We start from the raw sequence: 19,460 nt of genomic DNA, 5'->3' as shown, positions 1-19,460 counted from the left end.
CAGCTTGTTCCAGCGATGAATGGTTCGCGTCCGAGATGCCCGCGCGGCGAACAACGCCGCCACCAGCATGCCGGCCCCGCCTGTTTCAACACCGCCACGACGCCGTGGCGACAGCATCCGAGTACCCATGTTACGGCTAAGCGAAGTTAAACTCCCCCTCGACCATCCCGAAAGCGCGCTCGAAGCCGCGATTCGCGCGCGTCTCGCGGACCTTGGCGTACCGGCAGACGGGCTCCTCCGTTACACCGTGTTCCGCCGTGCACACGATGCGCGCAAGCGCTCCGACATCAAGCTGACGTACATCGTCGATGTCGAAGTCAAGGACGAAGCGGCTGCGCTCAAGAGACTCGCCGGCACGCCGCATTGCAGCGTGACGCCCGATATGGCGTACCACTTTGTCACGAAGGCCCCCGAGCACACCGCTTTCCTGCGCCCCGTTGTCATCGGCATGGGGCCGTGCGGCCTGTTTGCAGGACTGATCCTCGCGCAGATGGGCTTCCGCCCCATCATCCTCGAGCGTGGCAAGGCCGTGCGCGAGCGCACCAAGGACACCTTCGGCCTGTGGCGCAAGAGCGTACTCAATCCCGAATCCAACGTGCAGTTCGGCGAAGGCGGCGCCGGGACGTTTTCCGACGGCAAGCTGTACAGCCAGATCAAGGATCCCCATCACTATGGCCGCAAGGTCCTGGACGAATTCGTCAAGGCCGGTGCGCCGGAAGACATCCTGTATCTGAGCCGGCCGCACATCGGCACGTTCCGCCTCGTCAGCATGGTGGAAAAAATGCGCGCTTCCATCCATGAACTGGGTGGTGAAGTACGCTTCGAAACCCGGGTCGACGACATCGAAATCGATCAGGGCAAGGTGCGCTCGCTCAAGCTCTCGAACGGTGAAACGCTCCGGTGCGACCATGTGGTGCTGGCCGTGGGCCACAGCGCGCGCGACACCTTCCAGATGCTGCACGATCGCGGCGTGTATATCGAAGCCAAGCCGTTTTCGCTGGGTTTTCGGATCGAACATCCGCAGGGGCTGATCGATCGCAGCCGCTTCGGCAAGTTTGCGGGCCACAAGCAACTCGGTGCGGCCGACTACAAGGTGGTCCACCACTGCAGCAATGGGCGCGCGGTCTACAGCTTCTGCATGTGCCCCGGCGGCACGGTGGTCGCGGCGACCTCCGAGCCGGGCCGCGTGGTCACCAATGGCATGAGCCAGTATTCCCGGGCCGAGCGCAACGCGAATGCGGGCATCGTCGTCGGCATCACGCCGGAAGACTATCCCGGCGGTCCGCTGGCGGGCATCGCGTTCCAACGCAAATGGGAAGAGCGCGCGTTCGAACTCGGCGGCGGCGATTACCGCGCGCCGGGCCAGCTGGTCGGCGATTTCATCGCAGGCCGGCCGTCGACGTCGCTGGGCTCGGTGGAGCCGTCGTACAAGCCAGGCGTGAATCCGACCGACCTCAGTACCGCGCTCCCGGACTACGTGATCGAAGCAATCCGTGAAGCATTGCCGCAGATCGACAAGAAGATCGCGGGCTTCGCGATGCACGATGCCGTGCTCACCGGTGTGGAGACGCGCACTTCGTCGCCGATCCGGGTTCGACGCAAAGACGATTACCAAAGCATGAACGTCGAAGGCCTGTATCCGGCCGGCGAAGGCGCGGGGTATGCGGGTGGCATCTATTCGGCAGCCATCGACGGCATCGAAGTCGCGCAAGCGGTGGCACTCAGCATGACGTCGGCGCACGCGTCCTGAGGTGCCGGACAGGATCGGCGCGCGAGGCTCCATGAGCCCAGCGAAGCCGATTTTCGAATCTCCGCCCGAGAGCGAAGTCGAATCACCGTATGGGCCGACAGCCGCCGGGCGCGAGCTCCGGCGGCTGGCCGAACGGCGAACTTCGCGCTCGTACGTCGGGGCCGCTGGTAAACTCGGGCAACCAAAGCAACAACCTGATGCCTGACCTATGACCACGCTGTCGCCCGAGGCCTTTGCAGGCCACACCCCGATGATGCAGCAGTACCTGCGCATCAAGGCCGACCATCCCGACACGCTCGTGTTCTACCGGATGGGCGACTTCTACGAGCTGTTTTTCGAAGATGCCGAAAAGGCCTCGCGCCTGCTCGACCTGACCCTCACGCAGCGCGGCGCATCGGCCGGCACGCCGATCAAGATGGCCGGCGTGCCGCATCACGCGGTCGAGCAATATCTTGCGAAGCTCGTGAAGATGGGCGAGTCGGTCGCGATCTGCGAGCAGATCGGCGATCCGGCCACGTCGAAGGGTCCGGTCGAGCGCAAGGTCGTGCGTGTCGTCACGCCCGGCACGTTGACCGATGCCGCGCTGCTGTCCGACAAGAACGACGTCTACCTGCTCGCGATGTGCACGGGCCACAACAAGCGCGGCGTCGCGGTCAACATCGGCCTCGCGTGGCTGAACCTCGCAAGCGGCGCGCTGCGGCTCGCCGAAATCGAGCCCGAGCAGCTCGGCGCCGCGCTCGAGCGCATCCGGCCGGCCGAAATCCTGACGGCGGACGGCGCGACCGACGCCGTGCCGGCAGGCACGGGTGCAACCAAGCGCGTGCCGGCGTGGCACTTCGACATCGCGTCGGGCACGCAGCGCCTGTGCGACCAGCTCGATGTCGCGAGCCTCGACGGTTTCGGTGCACATTCGTTGACGAGCGCCTGCGGCGCCGCGGGCGCGCTGCTGCTCTATGCAGCGGCTACGCAAGGCCAGCAACTGCGGCACGTGCGCAGCCTGAAGGTCGAGAACGAAACCGAATACATCGGGCTCGATCCGGCCACGCGCCGCAACCTCGAACTGACCGAGACGCTGCGCGGCACCGAATCGCCGACGCTGTATTCACTGCTCGACACCTGCTGCACGACGATGGGCAGCCGCCTGCTGCGCCACTGGCTGCATCACCCGCCGCGTGCGTCGGTCGCCGCACAATCGCGTCAGCAGGCAATCGGCGCGCTGCTCGATGCACCGGCGAACGCGAGCCTCGATGCGCTGCGCAGTGCACTGCGCCAGATCGCCGACGTCGAACGGATCACCGGGCGTCTCGCGCTGCTGTCCGCGCGCCCGCGCGACCTGTCGAGCCTGCGCGACACGTTCGCCGCGTTGCCGGCGCTGCGCGAGCGCATCAGCGCGATCGTCGCGAATGCGGACGCGCTCACCCGTGTCGACGCTGCGCTCGCGCCGCCCGCCGAATGCCTCGACCTGCTGACGAGCGCGATTGCGCCAGAGCCGGCCGCCATGGTGCGCGACGGCGGCGTGATCGCGCGCGGCTACGACGCCGAGCTCGACGAGTTGCGCGACATCTCGGAGAACTGCGGGCAGTTCCTGATCGATCTCGAAGCGCGCGAACGCACGCGCACCGGCATCGCGAACCTGCGCGTCGAATACAACAAGGTGCACGGCTTCTACATCGAGGTCACGCGCGGCCAGACCGACAAGGTGCCCGACGACTACCGCCGCCGCCAGACGCTGAAGAACGCCGAGCGCTACATCACGCCCGAACTGAAGACCTTCGAGGACAAGGCGCTGTCCGCGCAGGAACGCGCACTGGCGCGCGAGCGCGCGCTGTACGACGCGGTGCTGCAGGCGCTGCTGCCGTTCATCCCCGAGTGCCAGCGCGTCGCGTCGGCACTCGCCGAGCTCGACCTGCTCGCCGCATTCGCCGAACGCGCGCGCTCGCTCGACTGGGTCGCGCCGACCTTCACCGACGAGATCGGCATCGAAATCGAACAGGGCCGCCACCCGGTCGTCGAAGCGCAGGTCGAGCAGTTCATCGCGAACGACTGCCGGTTCGGCACCGAGCGCAAGCTGCTGCTGATCACCGGTCCGAACATGGGCGGTAAATCGACGTTCATGCGGCAGACCGCACTGATCGCGCTGATGGCTTACGTCGGCAGCTACGTGCCGGCGAAGTCCGCATGCTTCGGTCCGATCGACCGGATCTTCACGCGCATCGGCGCGGCCGACGATCTCGCGGGCGGCCGTTCGACGTTCATGGTCGAGATGACCGAGGCCGCGGCGATCCTCAACGACGCAACCCCGCAAAGCCTCGTGCTGATGGACGAGATCGGCCGCGGCACGTCGACGTTCGACGGCCTCGCGCTCGCGTGGGCCATCGCGCGCCACCTGCTTGCGCACAACGCCTGCTACACGCTGTTCGCGACGCACTACTTCGAGCTGACGCAACTGCCGGCCGAATTCCCGCAAGCGGCCAACGTGCACCTGTCGGCCGTCGAGCACGGCCACGGCATCGTGTTCCTGCACGCGGTCAACGAAGGCCCGGCGAACCAGAGCTACGGCCTCCAGGTCGCGCAGCTCGCGGGCGTCCCGGCGCCCGTGATCCGCGCCGCGCGCAAGCACCTCGCGTATCTCGAACAGCAGTCGGCGGTACAGCACACGCCGCAACTCGATCTGTTCAGCGCGCAGCCGGTAGTCGCCGACGATTTCGAGTGCGCGGACGCGCCGGCGCTGCCCGACACGCCGCATCCGGCGCTCGAGAAGCTGCGCGACATCGATCCCGACGATCTCAAGCCGCGCGAGGCGCTCGACCTGTTGTACGAACTGCGCACGCTGGTCCGGTCGCACGATGCCGACGGGCACGCGTAAGCGCATCCCGCGGCGCCTGCCGGCCCGCGCCGCCGCCGCGCTCGCCGCGGCGGTGCTCGCGCTCGCGCAGGCCGGTGCGCTGGCGGCACCGCCGAAGCGCGCCACCGCGCCCTACTCGTTCGCGGTCGTGTCGGGCGTCATCAACGTACCGGCGGACGAACCGGCGACCCAGCGGCTGCTCGACTCGATCGCGCGCGAGCGCAACCTCGCTTTCGTCGTCTATGCGGGCGATCTCAAGGGCTCGAAGGAAGCGTGCCGCGATGCGCTGTATTCGCAGCGCGGCGCGATCCTGGACGCCGCACGCGTGCCGCTCGTATTCATCCCCGGCCACGACGACTGGGTGACGTGCAACACCGTGGCCGGCGGCAGCTACGATCCGGTCGAGCGGCTCGACTTCCTGCGGCAGACGCTGCTCGCCGATTCGGCGCTGCCCGACCCCGGCGCGCTGCAGATCACGCGGGAAAGCGAAATCGCCCGGTTCCGGCCGTATCGCGAAAACGCACGCTGGATGCGCGACGACATCGTCTATGTCGCACTCAACGCACCGGCGCCGAACAACCATTTCCTGACGGCCGGCGGCCGCAACGGCGAATTCGAGGATCGCGTCGTCGCAAACGGGTTCTGGATCGACCACGCAGCCGAATACGCGAAGCGGCGCGAGGCGCGTGCGATGGTGGTGATTTTCGAAGGCGATCCTCAATTCGAACGTCATGAACGCTCGGAACGGTTCGCGTGGCTGCGTTTCAACCGGCCGCGCGTGCGCGACGGCTTCCGCGAGTTGAAACGAACGCTGGTGAAGGCGGCGGCGACGTTCCGCGGCCCGATACTGGTGATGCACGCGAGCGGCCAACCGCTTGCGAGCGGCTTTCTGATCGATCGCCCGCTGCGGGCCGACGACGGCGAACTGGTAGGAAACGTGACGCGCGTCGCGATCGGACCGCGCAATCCGGCGAATCAGTGGGTACGGGTGAGCGTGTCGCCGGCGCGACAGACGATCTTCAACGTGAGCCTGCAGGAAGTGCCGAAGAACCTGCCCGTGCCGCCCGCGCTGCCGCTCGTGCCGCACGACGATGTCCCGCTGCCGCAGATGCCGGAAATCCCCGCGTTGCCGGCGCTACCCGACTCGTCGTCGGTCGCGCCGCCACTGCAGGGGGACGGCGCCGCGCCCGGCAGCGCGTCGTGGCCGGCACCGCCCCCTGCATCGGGGCCGGCACCCGGCCTGCCTGCGAGTTCAGTGCAGGGTACGCCCTGACGGCGATTCGCCGTCTTCGTCTTCGTCCTCGTCGACAATCTCGAGCCCTTCCGCGCCATGCGCGTGTTCGTGCTCAATTTCGTCTTCGGTTGCTTCGCGAACGTCCTTCACCGTGAGTGCGAAACGCAGCGCCATGCCTGCCAGCGGGTGATTGCCGTCGAGCACGACCTTGTCTTCGGCGACGTCGGTGACCGTATAGATCAGCGAATCGACGTCCTCGTCGCCGTCTTCCGGCGTGCCTTCGAACTGCATGCCTACTTCGAGCGGCTCGGGAAAACGATCGCGCGGCTCGATCTTCACGAGTTCGGGATCGTAGTCGCCGAACGCGTCCTGCGGCTCGAGCTGAATCTGCGCCTGGTAACCCGGCTCGTGCCCGTCGAGCTGTTCCTCGATCTTGGGGAACGTGCCATCATAGCCGCCGTGCAGATAGACCATCGGCTCGTCGCTTTCCTCGATCAGATTGCCCTGTGCATCCGACAGCTTGTAAGTGACCGACACGACGGTGTTTTTTGCGATTTTCATCCAATTCTCCCAAATACAACTGTCATTATACGATGCGCAACCGGTCTCCAGCCGAACCGCGGGATGCCGCTGCCGCCCCGCTCGGCGCGCCGCCTTCCGATCTTCCCACACCGCTGCTCGGCGGTCTTACGCCGGCGCAATTCATGCGCGGCTACTGGCAAAAGAAGCCGCTGCTGATCCGCCAGGCGATCCCCGGCGTTGCGTCGCCGGTCACGCGCGATGCGCTGTTCGAGCTTGCATCCGACTATGACGCGGAATCGCGACTGATCACCCATTTTCGTAACAAGTGGCAACTGGCGCACGGTCCGTTCGAGTCCGGCTCGCTGCCGGCCGTCACGCGCAAGTCCTGGACCCTGCTCGTGCAGGGGCTCAACCTGCATGTCGACGCGGCACGCACGTTGCTCGACCGCTTCCGCTTCATCCCCGACGCTCGGCTGGACGACCTGATGATCTCGTATGCGACCGACGGTGGCGGCGTCGGCCCGCACTTCGATTCATACGACGTATTCCTGCTGCAGGTCGAAGGCCGGCGGCGCTGGCGCGTCGGCGCGCAGAAAGACCTGTCGCTGCAGCCAGACGTGCCGCTGAAAATCCTCGAAAACTTCGAGCCGAGCGACGAATGGGTGCTGGAGCCAGGCGACATGCTGTACCTGCCGCCGCACATCGCGCACGACGGCATCGCCGAAGGCGAATGCATGACCTGCTCGATCGGCTTCCGGGCCCCGTCCGCCGGCGAGCTGGGCGCCCAGTTCCTGTACTATCTCGCGGAGCGCGGCGGCCTGCACGACGGGGCCGGCGACGACCTCTACCGCGATCCGAAGCAGCCGGCCGTCGACACGCCCGCGCAACTGCCTCCGGCAATGGTCGAGCGCGTCGCCGAGATCGTCGACGCAATCCGCTGGCGCAAGCGCGAGGTCGCGGAATTCCTCGGCTGCTACCTGAGCGAACCCAAGCCGAACGTCGTATTCGACCCGCCCGCGCGCCCGCTGTCCGAGGACGCATTCGTCGCGCAAGCGTCACGTCGCGGCGTGTGCCTCGACAGAAGGGCCGCATTGATGTATAACGCGCGATCGTACTTCATTAATGGCGAGGAAGGACCGCTCGAGGAGGCCGGCGAATGGCTGCTCGAACTGGCCAATCAACGCCAGATGGAGGCGAAACGGTTTGTAACACTATCCCGGGCCCCCTCGATGACAGCTTTGTTGCACGAGTGGTATTGTGCGGGCTGGATACGGGTCGGAGACCGGAATTAGTGTGAGTCGCCCCGTATGCCCGTACAGATCAAATTCTGTATGGGAAAGACAACGTATTGACCCCGCATTTGTCGACGGTCGATAGGAAAGTGCATATAATTTCCGCCCAAGCCGTAGGGAAGATTCACGCTCTAGAAGTGCGTCTCCACCAGCGGCCCAGGTCGGTGTTGGAGCACATTACCGGTATTGTTTCGCGCTGTTGCTTACCTTTAACCATAAAAGGACGTGATCATGAAGAAATCCCTCCTCGTAGCTTCCCTGTTGGCTGCTGTTGCACTGGCTGCTTGCAACAAGAGCGCTGATCAAGCTGCTTCGTCGGCTGCAAGCGACGCGGCTGCTGCTGCTTCGACGGCTGCTTCGGCAGTTGCTGGTGCTGCGAGCGACGCTTCGGCTGCTGCTTCGTCGGCAACGGCTGCTGCGAGCGATGCTGCTGCTGCAGTGGCGTCGGCTGCTTCGGCAGCGACGGCTGCTCCGGCTTCGGGCGCAAGCCAGTAAGCCTCAGCGTCAGCTGAAAAAAAACCGGCCCTCGGGCCGGTTTTTTTACGTCTGCGGTTTCCGGATCGATCGCCCGGCAGCCGCACCGGGCCGCCATAGCGGCCCCGCCCTCGCTCAACCGAGCATCAGCCAGTCGAATCCCGCGTCCTGCGTGGCCACGACCACCTCCTCCCCGCTCGTCCCCAGCACGCCGGCAAACGCCTGGCGGGCCAGTTCCGGCAGATTGTTCTGCTGGCTCAGGTGCGCCGCGACCAAGTGCTGGAGGCGGCTGCGTTCGAGCGACGCGAGGATGTCGGCCGCCGCGTCGTTGCTCAGGTGGCCGTGGTTGCCGCCGATCCGCGCCTTCAGCGACTGCGGATAGCGGCTCGCGGCCAGCATCGCGGTGTCGTGGTTGGATTCGAGCACCAGCGCGTCACAGCCGCTCAGGACGGCCGTGATGTGCGGCGTGGCCATCCCGACGTCCGTCAGCACGCCGAGCCGGCTGGCGCCGTCCATAAAGACGAACTGGAGCGGTTCGCGTGCATCGTGGGGGACCGTATAGGGCATGACGGCCAGATCGCGTATCGCGGCCGTCTCGTCGCCCCACAGCACGTGGAGATCGACATCGGCTTCGTCCGCGCCTACCGCGCGCGCGGTGCCCCAGCTCATGTAGAGCGGTAGCGACGCGCGCCGGGCGAGCGTCAGCGCGCTGCCGACGTGGTCGCTGTGTTCATGGGTGATGAGGATCGCATCGAGATCATCGATGCCGAGATTCAGTCGGCCGAGCCGGCGCTCGACCTCCTTGGCAGAAAAGCCGCAGTCGAGCAGCACGCGAGTGGTCGTCGTGCCGCTCGAGGCCTCGACGACCAGCGCGTTGCCTTCGCTGCCGCTTCCGAGGCTGGCGAATCGCACGCGCTCAGTTCAGCTGCGCGTGGAGCAGCGAAATGATCCGCTGCGCGTCCGACGAGTTGTCGACCTGGCCGTTTGCGCCGACCACCGCGACCTGCGTGCCGGCGCCTTGCGCGCGCACGTTGACCAGGAATTCCCTGCCCGGCTTCGCCGCCGCCGGACCGCCATAGAACAGCTTGCCGAACAGGCCGTCGCGCTTGAGCTCTTCCATCGAATTCGCATAGCGCACGGTGTACACGCCCTTCTCGCGGTCGCGATTGTCGACCGTGAAGTTGGTACGGTCGAGCGCGAGGCCCACGCGCAGCCACGCACGGTCGAACGATTCGGCCAGTTGCAGCGTCGCGGCGCCGCTGCTCGCGTCGCTGACCTGCGCCGGCGCCGTTGCCGAACGTGCATCGGTCAGCAGTTGCTTCGCCTGCGCGTCGGTCAGGCCGAACTTCTGCATCAGCTTCGACAGGAACACGGCTTCGAGCACCGGGTTGCGCGGCCGCTCTTCCCAGCGCGACGACGTGCCGCCCTGCGGGCCGACCATCATTTCCTCCATCGCGCTGTGCGTGATCGAGATGTCGGTGTTGCCGTCCGACGTGCGGTTCACGAGCGTCCGGAAACGGTCGCGCGTGCCCGACGAGTACGCGAAATCGATGACCTTGCCGATCGTGCGGCGGAACCAGTCGTCGGGAATGTTCGCGCGGTTTTCGGCCCAGTCGGTAGCCATGATGCCCGTCGACGGCGCGTCGGTCTTCAGCGAGAAGCCGTTCTCCTGCCAGAACTCCTTCAGGATCGGCCACAGCTGCTCGGGCGTCCGGCCATCGACGACGAGCCAGCGACGATCGCCGTCGCGCTCGATGTGCATGCCGAGCGGATCCTGCGCGCTCGGAATGCCGTCGGTCGCGTTGCCGGCCTGCGTCGTGACCCGCGGCGGCAGCGTGCCGAGCCCCGCGTTGGTCGGCGGCGCGACGAACTGCTGGGTCGTCGGCACCGGCTTCAGGTCGCTCGGCACCGCGAGCGGTGGCGCCGAACCGGTGTTCTTGTAGTTGACCCGGTCAGGGGCCAGGTAGTCGTTCAGCGTATCGCAGCCGGCGAGCGCGCCCAGCGCCAGCACCACCACCGACATCTGGATGGCGCGAGAGGAAAAGGCGAAACGTTTCATGAAATCCTTCGTCTTGCTTGAACGCTCGTCAGGAGCGGCGCCGGACGGAGCCGGCCGGTGCGGGTTGATCAGGGGTCGAGCCGGCGGCCGCAGGACGCGGCCGCCTCGGCATCATGCGAGGACGCCGGCCTCGACGAGGGCCGAACGCACGGCATCGTGGTAGCGCTCGTCGAGCGCCGTGAGCGGCAGCCGGATGCCGCCCTGCATCTTGCCCATCGCCTGCAGCGCCCACTTCACCGGAATCGGGTTCGCCTCGATGAACAGGTTCTTGTGCAGCGACAGCAGCTTCATGTGCAGCTCGCGGGCCGTCTGCACGTCGCCGGCCAGCGCCGCGCGGCACAGCTCGCTCATCGCGCGCGGCGCGACGTTCGCCGTCACCGAGATGTTGCCGTGGCCGCCGAGCAGCATCAGCGCGATCGCGGTCGGATCGTCGCCGCTGTAGATCGCGAAATGCTTCGGCGCGGCCTTGATCAGGTGCGCGGCACGATCGATGTTGCCGGTCGCGTCCTTCACGCCGATGATGCCCGGCACCTGCGCGAGGCGCAGCGTCGTCTCGTTCGCCATATCGGCAACCGTGCGGCCCGGCACGTTGTACAGGATCACCGGCAGGTCGACAGCTTCAGCGATCGTCTTGAAGTGACGGTACATGCCTTCCTGCGTCGGCTTGTTGTAGTACGGCACGACCTGCAGCGTCGCGTCCGCGCCGACCGACTTCGCGTGCTTCGTCAGCTCGATCGCCTCCGCGGTCGAGTTGCCGCCCGCGCCCGCGATGATCGGGATGCGTTTCGCCGCATGCTCGACCGCCGTGCGGATCATCAGGATGTGCTCTTCGACGTTGAGCGTTGCCGACTCGCCGCTCGTACCGACCACGACGAGCGCATCGGTGCCTTCCGCGATGTGCCAGTCGATCAGTTTGCGAAACGCCGGCAGGTCGAGACTGCCGTCTTCGAGCATCGGGGTGACGATCGCGGGGATGCTGCCGCGGATTTGAATGCCGTCTTGGGTGCCGTTAGCCATGAAACGCGATTGATTGTGTACCGGTAAACGTTGAGATTGTAGCGGATTAGCCGGGCAGTTCGTAACGTGGAATTCCCGCCCCCGCCTTCGGGGTCGCGCCCTCGCGCACTGCGCAGAGACGCTGGACGAACGCCTCGCGCGGCGCGGCGACGTAACCATCCTCGTACGCGACCACCCGCAGGCGGCCGTGCACGGCGTCCAGCAGCTCGCCCGGGGCGAGCAGGAACGCGGGGTTGGACGGTTTGCCGACCGTTTCGTTTCCTTGCGCGAAAGTTTCGTAGACGAGCACGCCGCCCGGAGCCACCGCATCGAGTAGATGGGGCCAGAGCGGGCGATGCAAATAATGGGTGACGATCACGGCGGCGAACCGCTCGCCGGCCGGCAGCGGCCACGGCGCGCCTTCGAGATCGGCGTCGCGGGCATCGACGCCCGAGATCGTGCGCAACGCGGCCAGCGCGGCCGGGTCGCGGTCGAGCGCGACGACCGGATGCCCGTGCGACGCGAACCAGCGCGCATGGCGGCCGCCGCCCGCGGCGACGTCGAGCACCGCGCCGCCCGCCGGGACGAGCCGCGACCACCGGGCGACCCAGCGCGACGGCTCGGCCGGTGCGACGTGGCCGCCCGTGGCGGCGATGACGGATTCGTTCATGCGCGCGGACCGGATCAGTTGTACGACAGGCCCATCGCGTCGCGCACGTCGCGCATCGTTTCCGTCGCGTACTTGCGCGCCTTGTCGCAACCGTCCGCGACGATCGCGCGCAGCAGCGACGGATCGTCCATGTACTTCTGCGCGCGCTCGAGCATCGGCTGCTGCTCGCGCAGGATGCCTTCGACGACCGGCTGCTTGCAGTCGAGGCAGCCGATGCCCGCCGAGCGGCAGCCCTGCTGCACCCACTCGTGCGTCGTTTCGTCCGTATAGACCTGATGCAGCTGCCACACCGGGCACTTGTCGGGGTCGCCCGGATCGGTGCGGCGCACGCGCGCCGGATCGGTCGGCATCGTGCGGACCTTCTTCGTGATCGTGTCGGCGTCTTCACGCAGGCCGATCGTGTTGCCGTACGACTTGGACATCTTCTGCCCGTCGAGGCCCGGCATCCGGGACGCTTCGGTCAGCAGCGCCTGCGGCTCGACGAGAATGATCTTGCGCGCGCCTTCAAGATAGCCGAACAGGCGCTCGCGGTCGCTCATCGACAGACTCTGCGATTCCTGCAGCATCGCACGCGCCTGCTCGAGCGCCTCGTCGTCGCCTTCCTGCTGATACGCGTTGCGCAGCTCGTGATAGAGCTTCGCGCGCTTGCCGCCGAGCTTCTTCGCGGCGTCGAGCGCCTTCTCCTCGAAACCGGGCTCACGGCCGTACAGGTAGTTGAAGCGGCGCGCGATCTCGCGCGTCATCTCGACGTGCGGCACCTGATCCTCGCCGACCGGCACGAGCGAGCCGCGATACAGCAGGATGTCGGCGGCCATCAGCACCGGATAGCCGAGGAAGCCGTAGGTCGACAGGTCCTTGTCCTTCAGCTTCTCCATCTGCTCCTTGTAGGTCGGCACGCGTTCAAGCCAGCCGAGCGGCGTGCTCATGCCGAGCAGCAGCGCGAGTTCCGCATGCTCGGGCACCTTGCTCTGGATGAACAGCGTCGCCTGCGCCGGATCGATGCCGGACGCGAGCCAGTCGATCAGCACGTCCCACACGTTCTTCTCGATGACCTCGGGAGTCTCGTAGTGCGTCGTCAACGCATGCCAGTCGACGACGCAGAAGAAGCACGGGTACTCGGACTGCAGTTTCACCCAGTTTTTCAGCACGCCGTGGTAATGACCGAGGTGCAGCGACCCGGTGGGTCGCATGCCGGAGAAAATACGTTCTGGGAACATGATTGTCGTTAGAAAAGCGAGGCGAATGGGGACAGGATGGCGCTCAGCACGGCGTAGCCGACGTTGACGAGCGGGCGCAGCCAGAAGTTCGTCAGCACGCCCGTCGCGACCAGCACGAGGACGATGATGAAACCGTACGGCTCGATGCGCGACAGCACGATCGATTGCTTCGGCGGCAGCAGCGCCGCCAGGATGCGGCCGCCGTCGAGCGGCGGCAGCGGAAACAGGTTCAGCACGCCGAGCACGAGGTTCGCGCTGACGCCGGCAAACGCCATCCGAGTGAAGAACGGCTCGTCGACGCCGACCGCGGGCAGCACGAGAGTCAGCAGGCCCCAGATCAGCGCCTGCACGAAGTTGCAGGCCGGGCCGGCGAGCGCTACCCACAGGCTGCCCCAGCGCGGATCGCGCAGGTTGCCGAACGAAACCGGCACCGGCTTCGCATAGCCGAACAGGAACGCGCCGCCCGTCAGGAAATACATCGCGAGCGGGATCGCGATCGTGCCGATCGGATCGATGTGGCGCATCGGATTGAACGACACGCGCCCCATCATGTAGGCGGTGTTGTCGCCGAGCAGGCGGGCGGCGTAGCCGTGCGCGGCCTCGTGCAACGTGATCGCGAAGATCACGGGCAGCGCGTAGACGGCGATGGTCTGTATCAGGGAAGCATCCATATCGCGTTATTGTAACAAGCGCACTCGCGCAAAAATGGAACGGCGCGCGCTTACGCGGCCGAGAGTCCGAACGGTTCGAGCGCGCCGCGCCCCGCGCGCACGAGCTCCGGCTCGTCGCCGGTCAGGTCGATCACCGTCGACGGCTCGCGCGGGCACGCGCCGCCGTCGATCACGAGGTCGACCTGCTTCTCGAGCCGCGCACGGATGTCGTCGGGATCGTTGAGCGGCTCGTCGTCAGGCGGCAGGATCAGCGTCGTGCCGAGCAGCGGCTGGCCGAGCGATTCCAGCAACGCGAGCGTGATCGCGTGATCGGGCACGCGCAGCCCGATCGTCTTGCGCGACGGGTGCGACAGCCGGCGCGGCACTTCTTTCGTCGCCTGCAGGATGAATACGTACGGGCCCGGCGTCACCGACTTGATCAGCCGGTACTGGCGGTTGTCGACCATCGCGAAGTTGGCGAGCTCCGACAGGTCGCGCACGAGCAGCGACAGGTGCTGTTTCTCGTCGAGGCCGCGAATCCGGCGCACCCGCTCGACCGCATCCTTGTCGTCGAGATGGCACGCGAGCGCATAGCTCGAATCGGTCGGCATCGCGACCACACCGCCCTTGCCGATGATCTCCACGGCCTGCTTGATCAGGCGCGGCTGCGGATTATCCGGATGAATCCTGAAGAACTGGGACATGAAAGCACGTAAAGAGGGAGAAGTCGGATGCGCGCGTCGACCACAACGCGGGCGGCGGGCGGCCGCCCGGCGTCAGAGCCAGCGCTCCCAGACCGGTGTCAGGTCGGACGGCAGCGGCGGCAGGCCGCCGAGCTCGACGCGGCCCTCGCCCGGCGCATGGAAATCCGAGCCGCGCGACACCTCGAAGCCGAAGCGGCGGGCAACGTCCGCGTATTCGCGGTACTGGTCGGGCGTGTGGCTGCCCGTGATGACCTCGATCGCGCGGCCGCCCAGATCGATGAACTCGCCGAAGAACGCGTCGAATTCGACGGGCGTATAGCGGTAACGGCCCGGATGCGCGACCACGGCCTCGCCGCCCGCCGCGCGAATCCACCCGACCGCGTCGGACAGCGTCGCCCAGCGATGCGGGACGAACCCGGGCTTGCCGTCGCCGAGCAGGCGGTCGAACACGTCGGACGTCGATTCGGCGTGGCCGTGCTCGACGAGAAACCGCGCGAAGTGCGTGCGCGAGATCAGGTCGGGATTCGATACGTACTTCAGCGCGCCTTCGTACGCACCGGGGATGCCGAGCGTCTCGAGCTGCGCGCCGATCGCCAGCGCGCGCGCGGCGCGGCCGTGGCGCGTGCGGTACAGGCCGTCGACGAGCGCCGGGTTCGCGGGATCGATGTTCAGGCCGACGATGTGCACCGTGCGCGATGCCCACGTGACCGAAATCTCGACGCCGCTCAGGTAACGCATGCCGAGCGCCTCCGCCTCGCTGCGCGCCGCCGCCTGGCCGCCGATCTCGTCGTGGTCGGTCAGCGCCCACAGGGTCACGCCGCCGGCATGGGCACGGCGCGCGACGTCGGCAGGCGACAGCAACCCGTCGGAAACATTCGAATGGCAGTGGAGATCAGCGTTCATTGTCGGCTTGGCAGATAAGGCTTCATTCTACTGCAATGCGGCAATTGCGCCGCCGGCCTGCCCCGCCGTCGCGCGCCTACGCGCAGAACGCCTCGATCAGCGCCGCGATCTGCTCGGGCTGGTCGTGATGCACCATGTGGCCGGCATCCTCGACGAGCTTCTCGCGCCAGTCGGGGAACGCGTTGAAACGCGCCTTGAATTCCGACAGCGGGATGTCGCCGGCGAGGTGCGCGAGCGTCGGCGAATTGACGGCCTCGACGTGCAGCACCTTCGCGCGCACCTGCGTCCAGGTGGCCATCACCTCGTCGAGCCGGTATAGCAGCGGGCCGGGCACCTTGTGCGCGGGGTCCGCGAGCAGGTGGTAAAGGCCGTCGTCGCCACGCTTGGACCAGTGCGCGGCGAGGAATGCGGCGCGGTGCGGGTCGAGCCGCGGATTGGTCCTGGTCAGGCGCGCCGCCACGTCGTCGAGGGACGCGTACGGGCGCAGCGCGGGCGGCTCGCGCAGTTCGTCCAGCCAGCCGCGCAGCCGGCGCGGCGCCTGCTCGGCCCGCGCGGGCGCGAGCCCGAAACCCTCGAGGTCGACCACGCGCCGCACGCGTTCCGGCCGCGCGCCCGCGTACAGGCACACGACGTTCGCGCCCATGCTGTGCCCGACCAGGTTGACTTCGCCGGTCGGCGCATAGTGGTCGACGAGCGCATCGAGATCGCCCAGGTATTCGTGGAACCAGTAGTGGCCGCCGCCCTGCCGCGCGACCGGCCAGTCGGACAGCCCGAAGCCGCGCGCGTCGGGTGCGATCACCTGCCAGTCGCCCGCGAGCGCATCGACGACGAACTGGAACGACGCCGCGACGTCCATCCAGCCGTGCAACATGAACAGCGTCGGCGCATCGGGCCGGCCCCAGCGCCGCACATGCAGCTTCACGCCGCGCACCGTGACGAAATCGGAAACAGAACTCGATGCACTCATTGCGGCCGCCAGAAAAAAGAATGATCGTTCGATTATAGCGGTGGCGCCTCCGTTCAGGCGACCGGCATTCGAGGTCAAGCTCTAGCGGCCGAGTCGCTCAAGGGTCCGCCGGGAACCGCCACCAGCCGGGCGAGCAAGCCGACCTCGCGGCAGACACACGCTGCCGAACGCGAAACGCGATCCGGCTAACGCACTGCGCTTCCGTCTGCTGCGTCCTGCGCGGCCAGTTCATCGAGTTCGGCCTGCTCGAATCCGGCATCGCGACGCGCATCGAAGTTGAACGGGCCACGCAGCCGTGGCGCATGGTATTGCTCGGCGAGCTGACGGTAGGCCGGCACCGGATCGCGGCCGGTTGCGTCGCACAAATACCGGAACCAGCGGTTGCCGATCGCGACATGACCGACTTCGTCGCGCAGGATCACGTCGAGGATCGCGGCCGACGCGTCATCGCCCGCCTGCGCGAGCCGCGCGCGGATCGGCGGCGAAGCATCGAGCCCGCGGGCCTCGAGCGTGCGCGGCACGAGCGCCATGCGCGCAAGCACGTCGCCCCGGGTCCGCTCGCACATCTCCCACAGCCCGTTGTGCGCGGGAAAATCGCCGTATGCATGCCCGAATGCCGCCAGCCGGTCGGACAGCAGCGTGAAGTGATAGGCCTCCTCGGCCGCGACCTTCAGCCAGTCCGCATAAAAGGCGTCCGGCAGGCCCGCAAAGCGCCAGACCGCATCGAGCGCCAGATTGATCGCATTGAATTCGATATGGGCGAGCGCGTGCAGCAGCACCGCGCGCCCTTCGGGCGAACGCATGCTGCGTCGCTCGAGCTGGCGCGGCTCGACCAGCGCCGGGCGCGCCGGGCGCCCGGGCAGATCGGCGGGTTCGCGCAGGTCGAGCGACGGTGCGATCGCGGCCTGCCCGGCCAGCAGCGCGTCGTACAGCGAGCGCACCTGCGCGGCCTTGGCCGCGGGTTCGGATGCGCGCAGCGCGTCGAGCGCGGCGCGGCGCACGCAAACCGGCGCATGACCGAAAGAAGAAGACTCGATGCTCATAAACGGGGACACCCTGCACGCGCATCGCGGGAGCACACGCACGCGACGGTTTACAATATGCGATCGTTCCGCGGCGCAATGCGCCGGGCAAACCAGACGCGCCATTCTACCGGCGCCCATCCTCGAAGAGACAAGGAGACTCCGTGACGATCTACAAGCTGGGCGATACAGCCCCGACGATCCACGAAAGCGTATTCGTCGCCGATACGGCGGCCATCATCGGCAAGGTCGTGCTCGACGAAAACGCGAGCGTCTGGTTCGGCGCGACGATACGCGGCGACAACGAGACGATTGCGGTCGGCGCCGGCAGCAACGTCCAGGAAGGCGCGGTACTGCACACGGACCCGGGTTTTCCGCTGACGATTGCCGAAAACGTGACGATCGGGCACCAGGCAATGCTGCACGGCTGCACGATCGGCGAAGGTTCGCTGATCGGTATTCAGGCGGTGGTCTTGAATGGAGCGGTCATCGGCCGCAACTGTCTGGTTGGTGCCGGCGCGGTCGTGACGGAAGGCAAGACGTTCCCGGACAACTCGCTGATTCTCGGCGCACCGGCGAAAGTCGTGCGCGAGTTGTCGGCAGAAGACATCGCGCGGCTGCGCGCGAACGCGAAGACATACGTCGAGCGGCGTGCGCATTTCAAGGAGCAACTCGTGCGGATCGGGTGATTCGCGCGATTTCAAGGAAGAAGAGTGAGCGACCAGTTACAGAAATTCATGTTCAATGCGGCGCCCGTGCGCGGCGAGATCGTTTCGCTGCGCAATACGTGGCAGGAAGTGCTCGCCCGCCGCGACTACCCTGCCCCCGTGCGCACGGTGCTCGGCGAGATGATGGCCGCGTGCGCGCTGCTGTCCGCGAACCTGAAATTCCACGGCACCCTGATCATGCAGATCTTCGGCGACGGGCCGGTCCAGATGCTGGTCGTCCAGTGCGGTTCGGATCTGTCGATGCGGGCCACCGCGAAGTTCTCCGGCGACGCGGCGCAAACGATCGGCGACGACACGAGTTTCGCGTCGCTCGTCAACGCGAGCGGCCACGGCCGCTGCGTGATCACGCTCGACCCGGCCGACAAGCTGCCGGGCCAGCAGCCGTACCAGGGCATCGTGCCGCTGAACGGTGTCGACGGCCCGCTCGAATCGGTATCGCAGGTGCTCGAGCATTACATGCACCACTCCGAGCAGCTCGACACGCGGCTGTGGCTCGCGGCCGATCGCGACCGTGCGGTCGGCATGCTGTTGCAGAAGCTGCCGGGTGACGGCGGCATCGTGCCGCGCAACGCCGAAACCGATATCGACACGTGGGAGCGCGTCTGCACGCTCGGCGGCACGCTGTCCGCACAGGAACTGCTCGAGGTCGAACCGGAAGTCGTGTTCCGCCGGCTGTTCTGGCAGGAGAACGTGCAGCACTTCGAACCGGCCGGCACGCGCTTTCAGTGCTCCTGCTCGCGCGAGAAGGTCGGTGCGATGCTGCGCATGCTCGGCCGCGACGAAGTCGACAGCGTGATCGTCGAGCGCGGCCACGTCGAGATCCACTGCGAGTTCTGCAACCAGCGCTACGAATTCGATCCCGTCGACGTCGCGCAGTTGTTCGCGGCGCCCGGCGTCGAGACCGGCATCGCGCCGGCGACCGGCCAGCGTCACTGAGCGGCGCGCCCGATGCCCGCCGTCCGGGCACGGGCGCATAATGCGCACATGCGTCGCACGCATGGCTCAGGCGCCGGAGGCTCGGCCTTCGGCGCAAGCCGCTTCCCGCCGTCGGCGCGCTGCAGGAGAAACACATGAATCGCCCGTTTCGCACCATCGTCCTGACGAGCGTTGCCGCCGGCACGCTCGCGCTGGCCGGCTGCGCGATGCCGCCGCCATCCTCCACGATCCTGAGCCGCCTGCCCGAACCGGGCGCGTCGGGCGGCCAGCCGCCCGTGCTGTCGAGCGCCGAACGCAAGCGCTACGACGAGATCGACCGGCAGGTGCTGCGCGAACAGAACAGCGCGATGGCGGCCGAAGCGGCCGCGCGCGCGTGGGCCTATTACTCGCCGCCACCCGTGACCGTCTATGGCGGGTATTACGGCGGATGGGGAAATCGCTGGGGAACGGGCATCGGCTACGGCTACCCGGGCTGGTGGTGGTAAGCGATC

At 67.1% G+C, this 19,460-nt stretch carries 20 protein-coding genes; 9 read left to right on the top strand and 11 right to left on the bottom strand.

What is annotated here, in order from left to right; genetic code table 11:
* Positions 1 to 127 precede the first annotated feature (127 nt).
* From OEJ37_RS19380 to OEJ37_RS19370, 3 genes are all read left to right on the top strand, one after another.
* A complete protein-coding gene (locus OEJ37_RS19380) occupies positions 128 to 1,750 on the top strand; it encodes an NAD(P)/FAD-dependent oxidoreductase (RefSeq protein WP_174420349.1) in 1,623 nt (540 codons plus the stop codon).
* 208 nt (positions 1,751 to 1,958) lie between these two features.
* Entirely contained in the window at positions 1,959 to 4,616 is a 2,658-nt protein-coding gene (gene mutS / locus OEJ37_RS19375) for a DNA mismatch repair protein MutS (RefSeq protein ID WP_174420348.1), read from the top strand.
* Positions 4,597 to 5,868, top strand: a complete 1,272-nt coding sequence (locus OEJ37_RS19370) for a hypothetical protein (protein WP_175941596.1) — start codon at positions 4,597 to 4,599, stop codon at positions 5,866 to 5,868. Before mutS ends, OEJ37_RS19370 begins: the two co-directional genes overlap by 20 nt.
* On the opposite strand, the gene OEJ37_RS19365 is transcribed toward OEJ37_RS19370, so the two are convergent.
* Positions 5,848 to 6,390: a peptidylprolyl isomerase gene (locus OEJ37_RS19365; RefSeq protein WP_034183585.1), complete on the bottom strand. Its 543-nt coding sequence runs from the start codon at positions 6,388 to 6,390 to the stop codon at positions 5,848 to 5,850. The genes OEJ37_RS19370 and OEJ37_RS19365 overlap by 21 nt on opposite strands.
* Before the next feature lie 32 nt (positions 6,391 to 6,422).
* On the opposite strand from OEJ37_RS19365, the gene OEJ37_RS19360 reads away from it, so the two are divergent.
* The 3 genes from OEJ37_RS19360 to OEJ37_RS19355 are packed head-to-tail and all read left to right on the top strand — an operon-like array spanning position 6,423 to position 8,138.
* Entirely contained in the window at positions 6,423 to 7,643 is a 1,221-nt protein-coding gene (locus tag OEJ37_RS19360) for a cupin domain-containing protein (protein ID WP_263345131.1), read from the top strand.
* 56 nt (positions 7,644 to 7,699) lie between these two features.
* Positions 7,700 to 7,945: a hypothetical protein gene (locus OEJ37_RS35140; RefSeq protein WP_011657350.1), complete on the top strand. Its 246-nt coding sequence runs from the start codon at positions 7,700 to 7,702 to the stop codon at positions 7,943 to 7,945.
* Entirely contained in the window at positions 7,875 to 8,138 is a 264-nt protein-coding gene (locus OEJ37_RS19355) for a hypothetical protein (RefSeq protein WP_041493100.1), read from the top strand. The genes OEJ37_RS35140 and OEJ37_RS19355 overlap by 71 nt, the downstream gene beginning before the upstream one ends.
* Before the next feature lie 114 nt (positions 8,139 to 8,252).
* On the opposite strand, the gene OEJ37_RS19350 is transcribed toward OEJ37_RS19355, so the two are convergent.
* The 10 genes from OEJ37_RS19350 to OEJ37_RS19305 all read right to left on the bottom strand — a co-directional run bounded on the left by OEJ37_RS19350 (position 8,253) and on the right by OEJ37_RS19305 (position 17,326).
* Positions 8,253 to 9,029, bottom strand: a complete 777-nt coding sequence (locus OEJ37_RS19350) for an MBL fold metallo-hydrolase (protein WP_174420612.1) — start codon at positions 9,027 to 9,029, stop codon at positions 8,253 to 8,255.
* A gap of 4 nt (positions 9,030 to 9,033) precedes the next feature.
* Complete coding sequence (gene bamC / locus OEJ37_RS19345) at positions 9,034 to 10,176, bottom strand: outer membrane protein assembly factor BamC (RefSeq protein WP_174420611.1); 1,143 nt, start codon at positions 10,174 to 10,176, stop codon at positions 9,034 to 9,036.
* A 111-nt stretch (positions 10,177 to 10,287) separates the two neighbouring features.
* On the bottom strand, positions 10,288 to 11,193 hold the full coding sequence (gene dapA / locus OEJ37_RS19340) for a 4-hydroxy-tetrahydrodipicolinate synthase (RefSeq protein WP_174420610.1): 906 nt from the start codon (positions 11,191 to 11,193) through the stop codon (positions 10,288 to 10,290).
* Positions 11,194 to 11,239: 46 nt separating this feature from the next.
* Positions 11,240 to 11,842, bottom strand: a complete 603-nt coding sequence (locus tag OEJ37_RS19335; protein WP_175941591.1) for a class I SAM-dependent methyltransferase — start codon at positions 11,840 to 11,842, stop codon at positions 11,240 to 11,242.
* Between the two features lie 14 nt (positions 11,843 to 11,856).
* Complete coding sequence (locus OEJ37_RS19330) at positions 11,857 to 13,059, bottom strand: tryptophan--tRNA ligase (protein WP_174420608.1); 1,203 nt, start codon at positions 13,057 to 13,059, stop codon at positions 11,857 to 11,859.
* Between the two features lie 8 nt (positions 13,060 to 13,067).
* Entirely contained in the window at positions 13,068 to 13,730 is a 663-nt protein-coding gene (locus tag OEJ37_RS19325; protein ID WP_263345130.1) for a site-2 protease family protein, read from the bottom strand.
* A 50-nt stretch (positions 13,731 to 13,780) separates the two neighbouring features.
* Positions 13,781 to 14,413 (bottom strand): L-threonylcarbamoyladenylate synthase, encoded by a 633-nt coding sequence (locus tag OEJ37_RS19320; RefSeq protein ID WP_174420607.1) that lies wholly within the window; start codon positions 14,411 to 14,413, stop codon positions 13,781 to 13,783.
* 72 nt (positions 14,414 to 14,485) lie between these two features.
* Complete coding sequence (locus tag OEJ37_RS19315) at positions 14,486 to 15,316, bottom strand: 3',5'-nucleoside bisphosphate phosphatase (protein WP_174420606.1); 831 nt, start codon at positions 15,314 to 15,316, stop codon at positions 14,486 to 14,488.
* Positions 15,317 to 15,392: 76 nt separating this feature from the next.
* Positions 15,393 to 16,283: an alpha/beta fold hydrolase gene (locus tag OEJ37_RS19310; RefSeq protein WP_263345128.1), complete on the bottom strand. Its 891-nt coding sequence runs from the start codon at positions 16,281 to 16,283 to the stop codon at positions 15,393 to 15,395.
* A 185-nt stretch (positions 16,284 to 16,468) separates the two neighbouring features.
* Complete coding sequence (locus tag OEJ37_RS19305) at positions 16,469 to 17,326, bottom strand: ferritin-like domain-containing protein (RefSeq protein WP_263345127.1); 858 nt, start codon at positions 17,324 to 17,326, stop codon at positions 16,469 to 16,471.
* 143 nt (positions 17,327 to 17,469) lie between these two features.
* Between OEJ37_RS19305 and OEJ37_RS19300 the strand changes: the two genes are divergently transcribed.
* The 3 genes from OEJ37_RS19300 (at position 17,470) to OEJ37_RS19290 (ending at position 19,454) form a co-directional block, all read left to right on the top strand.
* The gene (locus OEJ37_RS19300) at positions 17,470 to 17,994 is read left to right on the top strand and encodes a gamma carbonic anhydrase family protein (RefSeq protein ID WP_174420603.1); all 525 of its coding nucleotides are present in this window, start codon (positions 17,470 to 17,472) and stop codon (positions 17,992 to 17,994) included.
* Positions 17,995 to 18,018: 24 nt separating this feature from the next.
* The gene (gene hslO / locus OEJ37_RS19295) at positions 18,019 to 18,969 is read left to right on the top strand and encodes an Hsp33 family molecular chaperone HslO (protein ID WP_111016651.1); all 951 of its coding nucleotides are present in this window, start codon (positions 18,019 to 18,021) and stop codon (positions 18,967 to 18,969) included.
* Positions 18,970 to 19,103: 134 nt separating this feature from the next.
* Entirely contained in the window at positions 19,104 to 19,454 is a 351-nt protein-coding gene (locus OEJ37_RS19290; protein WP_174420602.1) for a hypothetical protein, read from the top strand.
* Positions 19,455 to 19,460: the final 6 nt, after the last annotated feature.

Source organism: Burkholderia sp. BKH01, from assembly GCF_025685725.1.
Taxonomy (GTDB): domain Bacteria; phylum Pseudomonadota; class Gammaproteobacteria; order Burkholderiales; family Burkholderiaceae; genus Burkholderia; species Burkholderia pyrrocinia_C.
The sequence above is the reverse complement of the archived record's forward strand: the minus strand, read 5'-3'. Positions and strand labels throughout refer to the sequence as shown.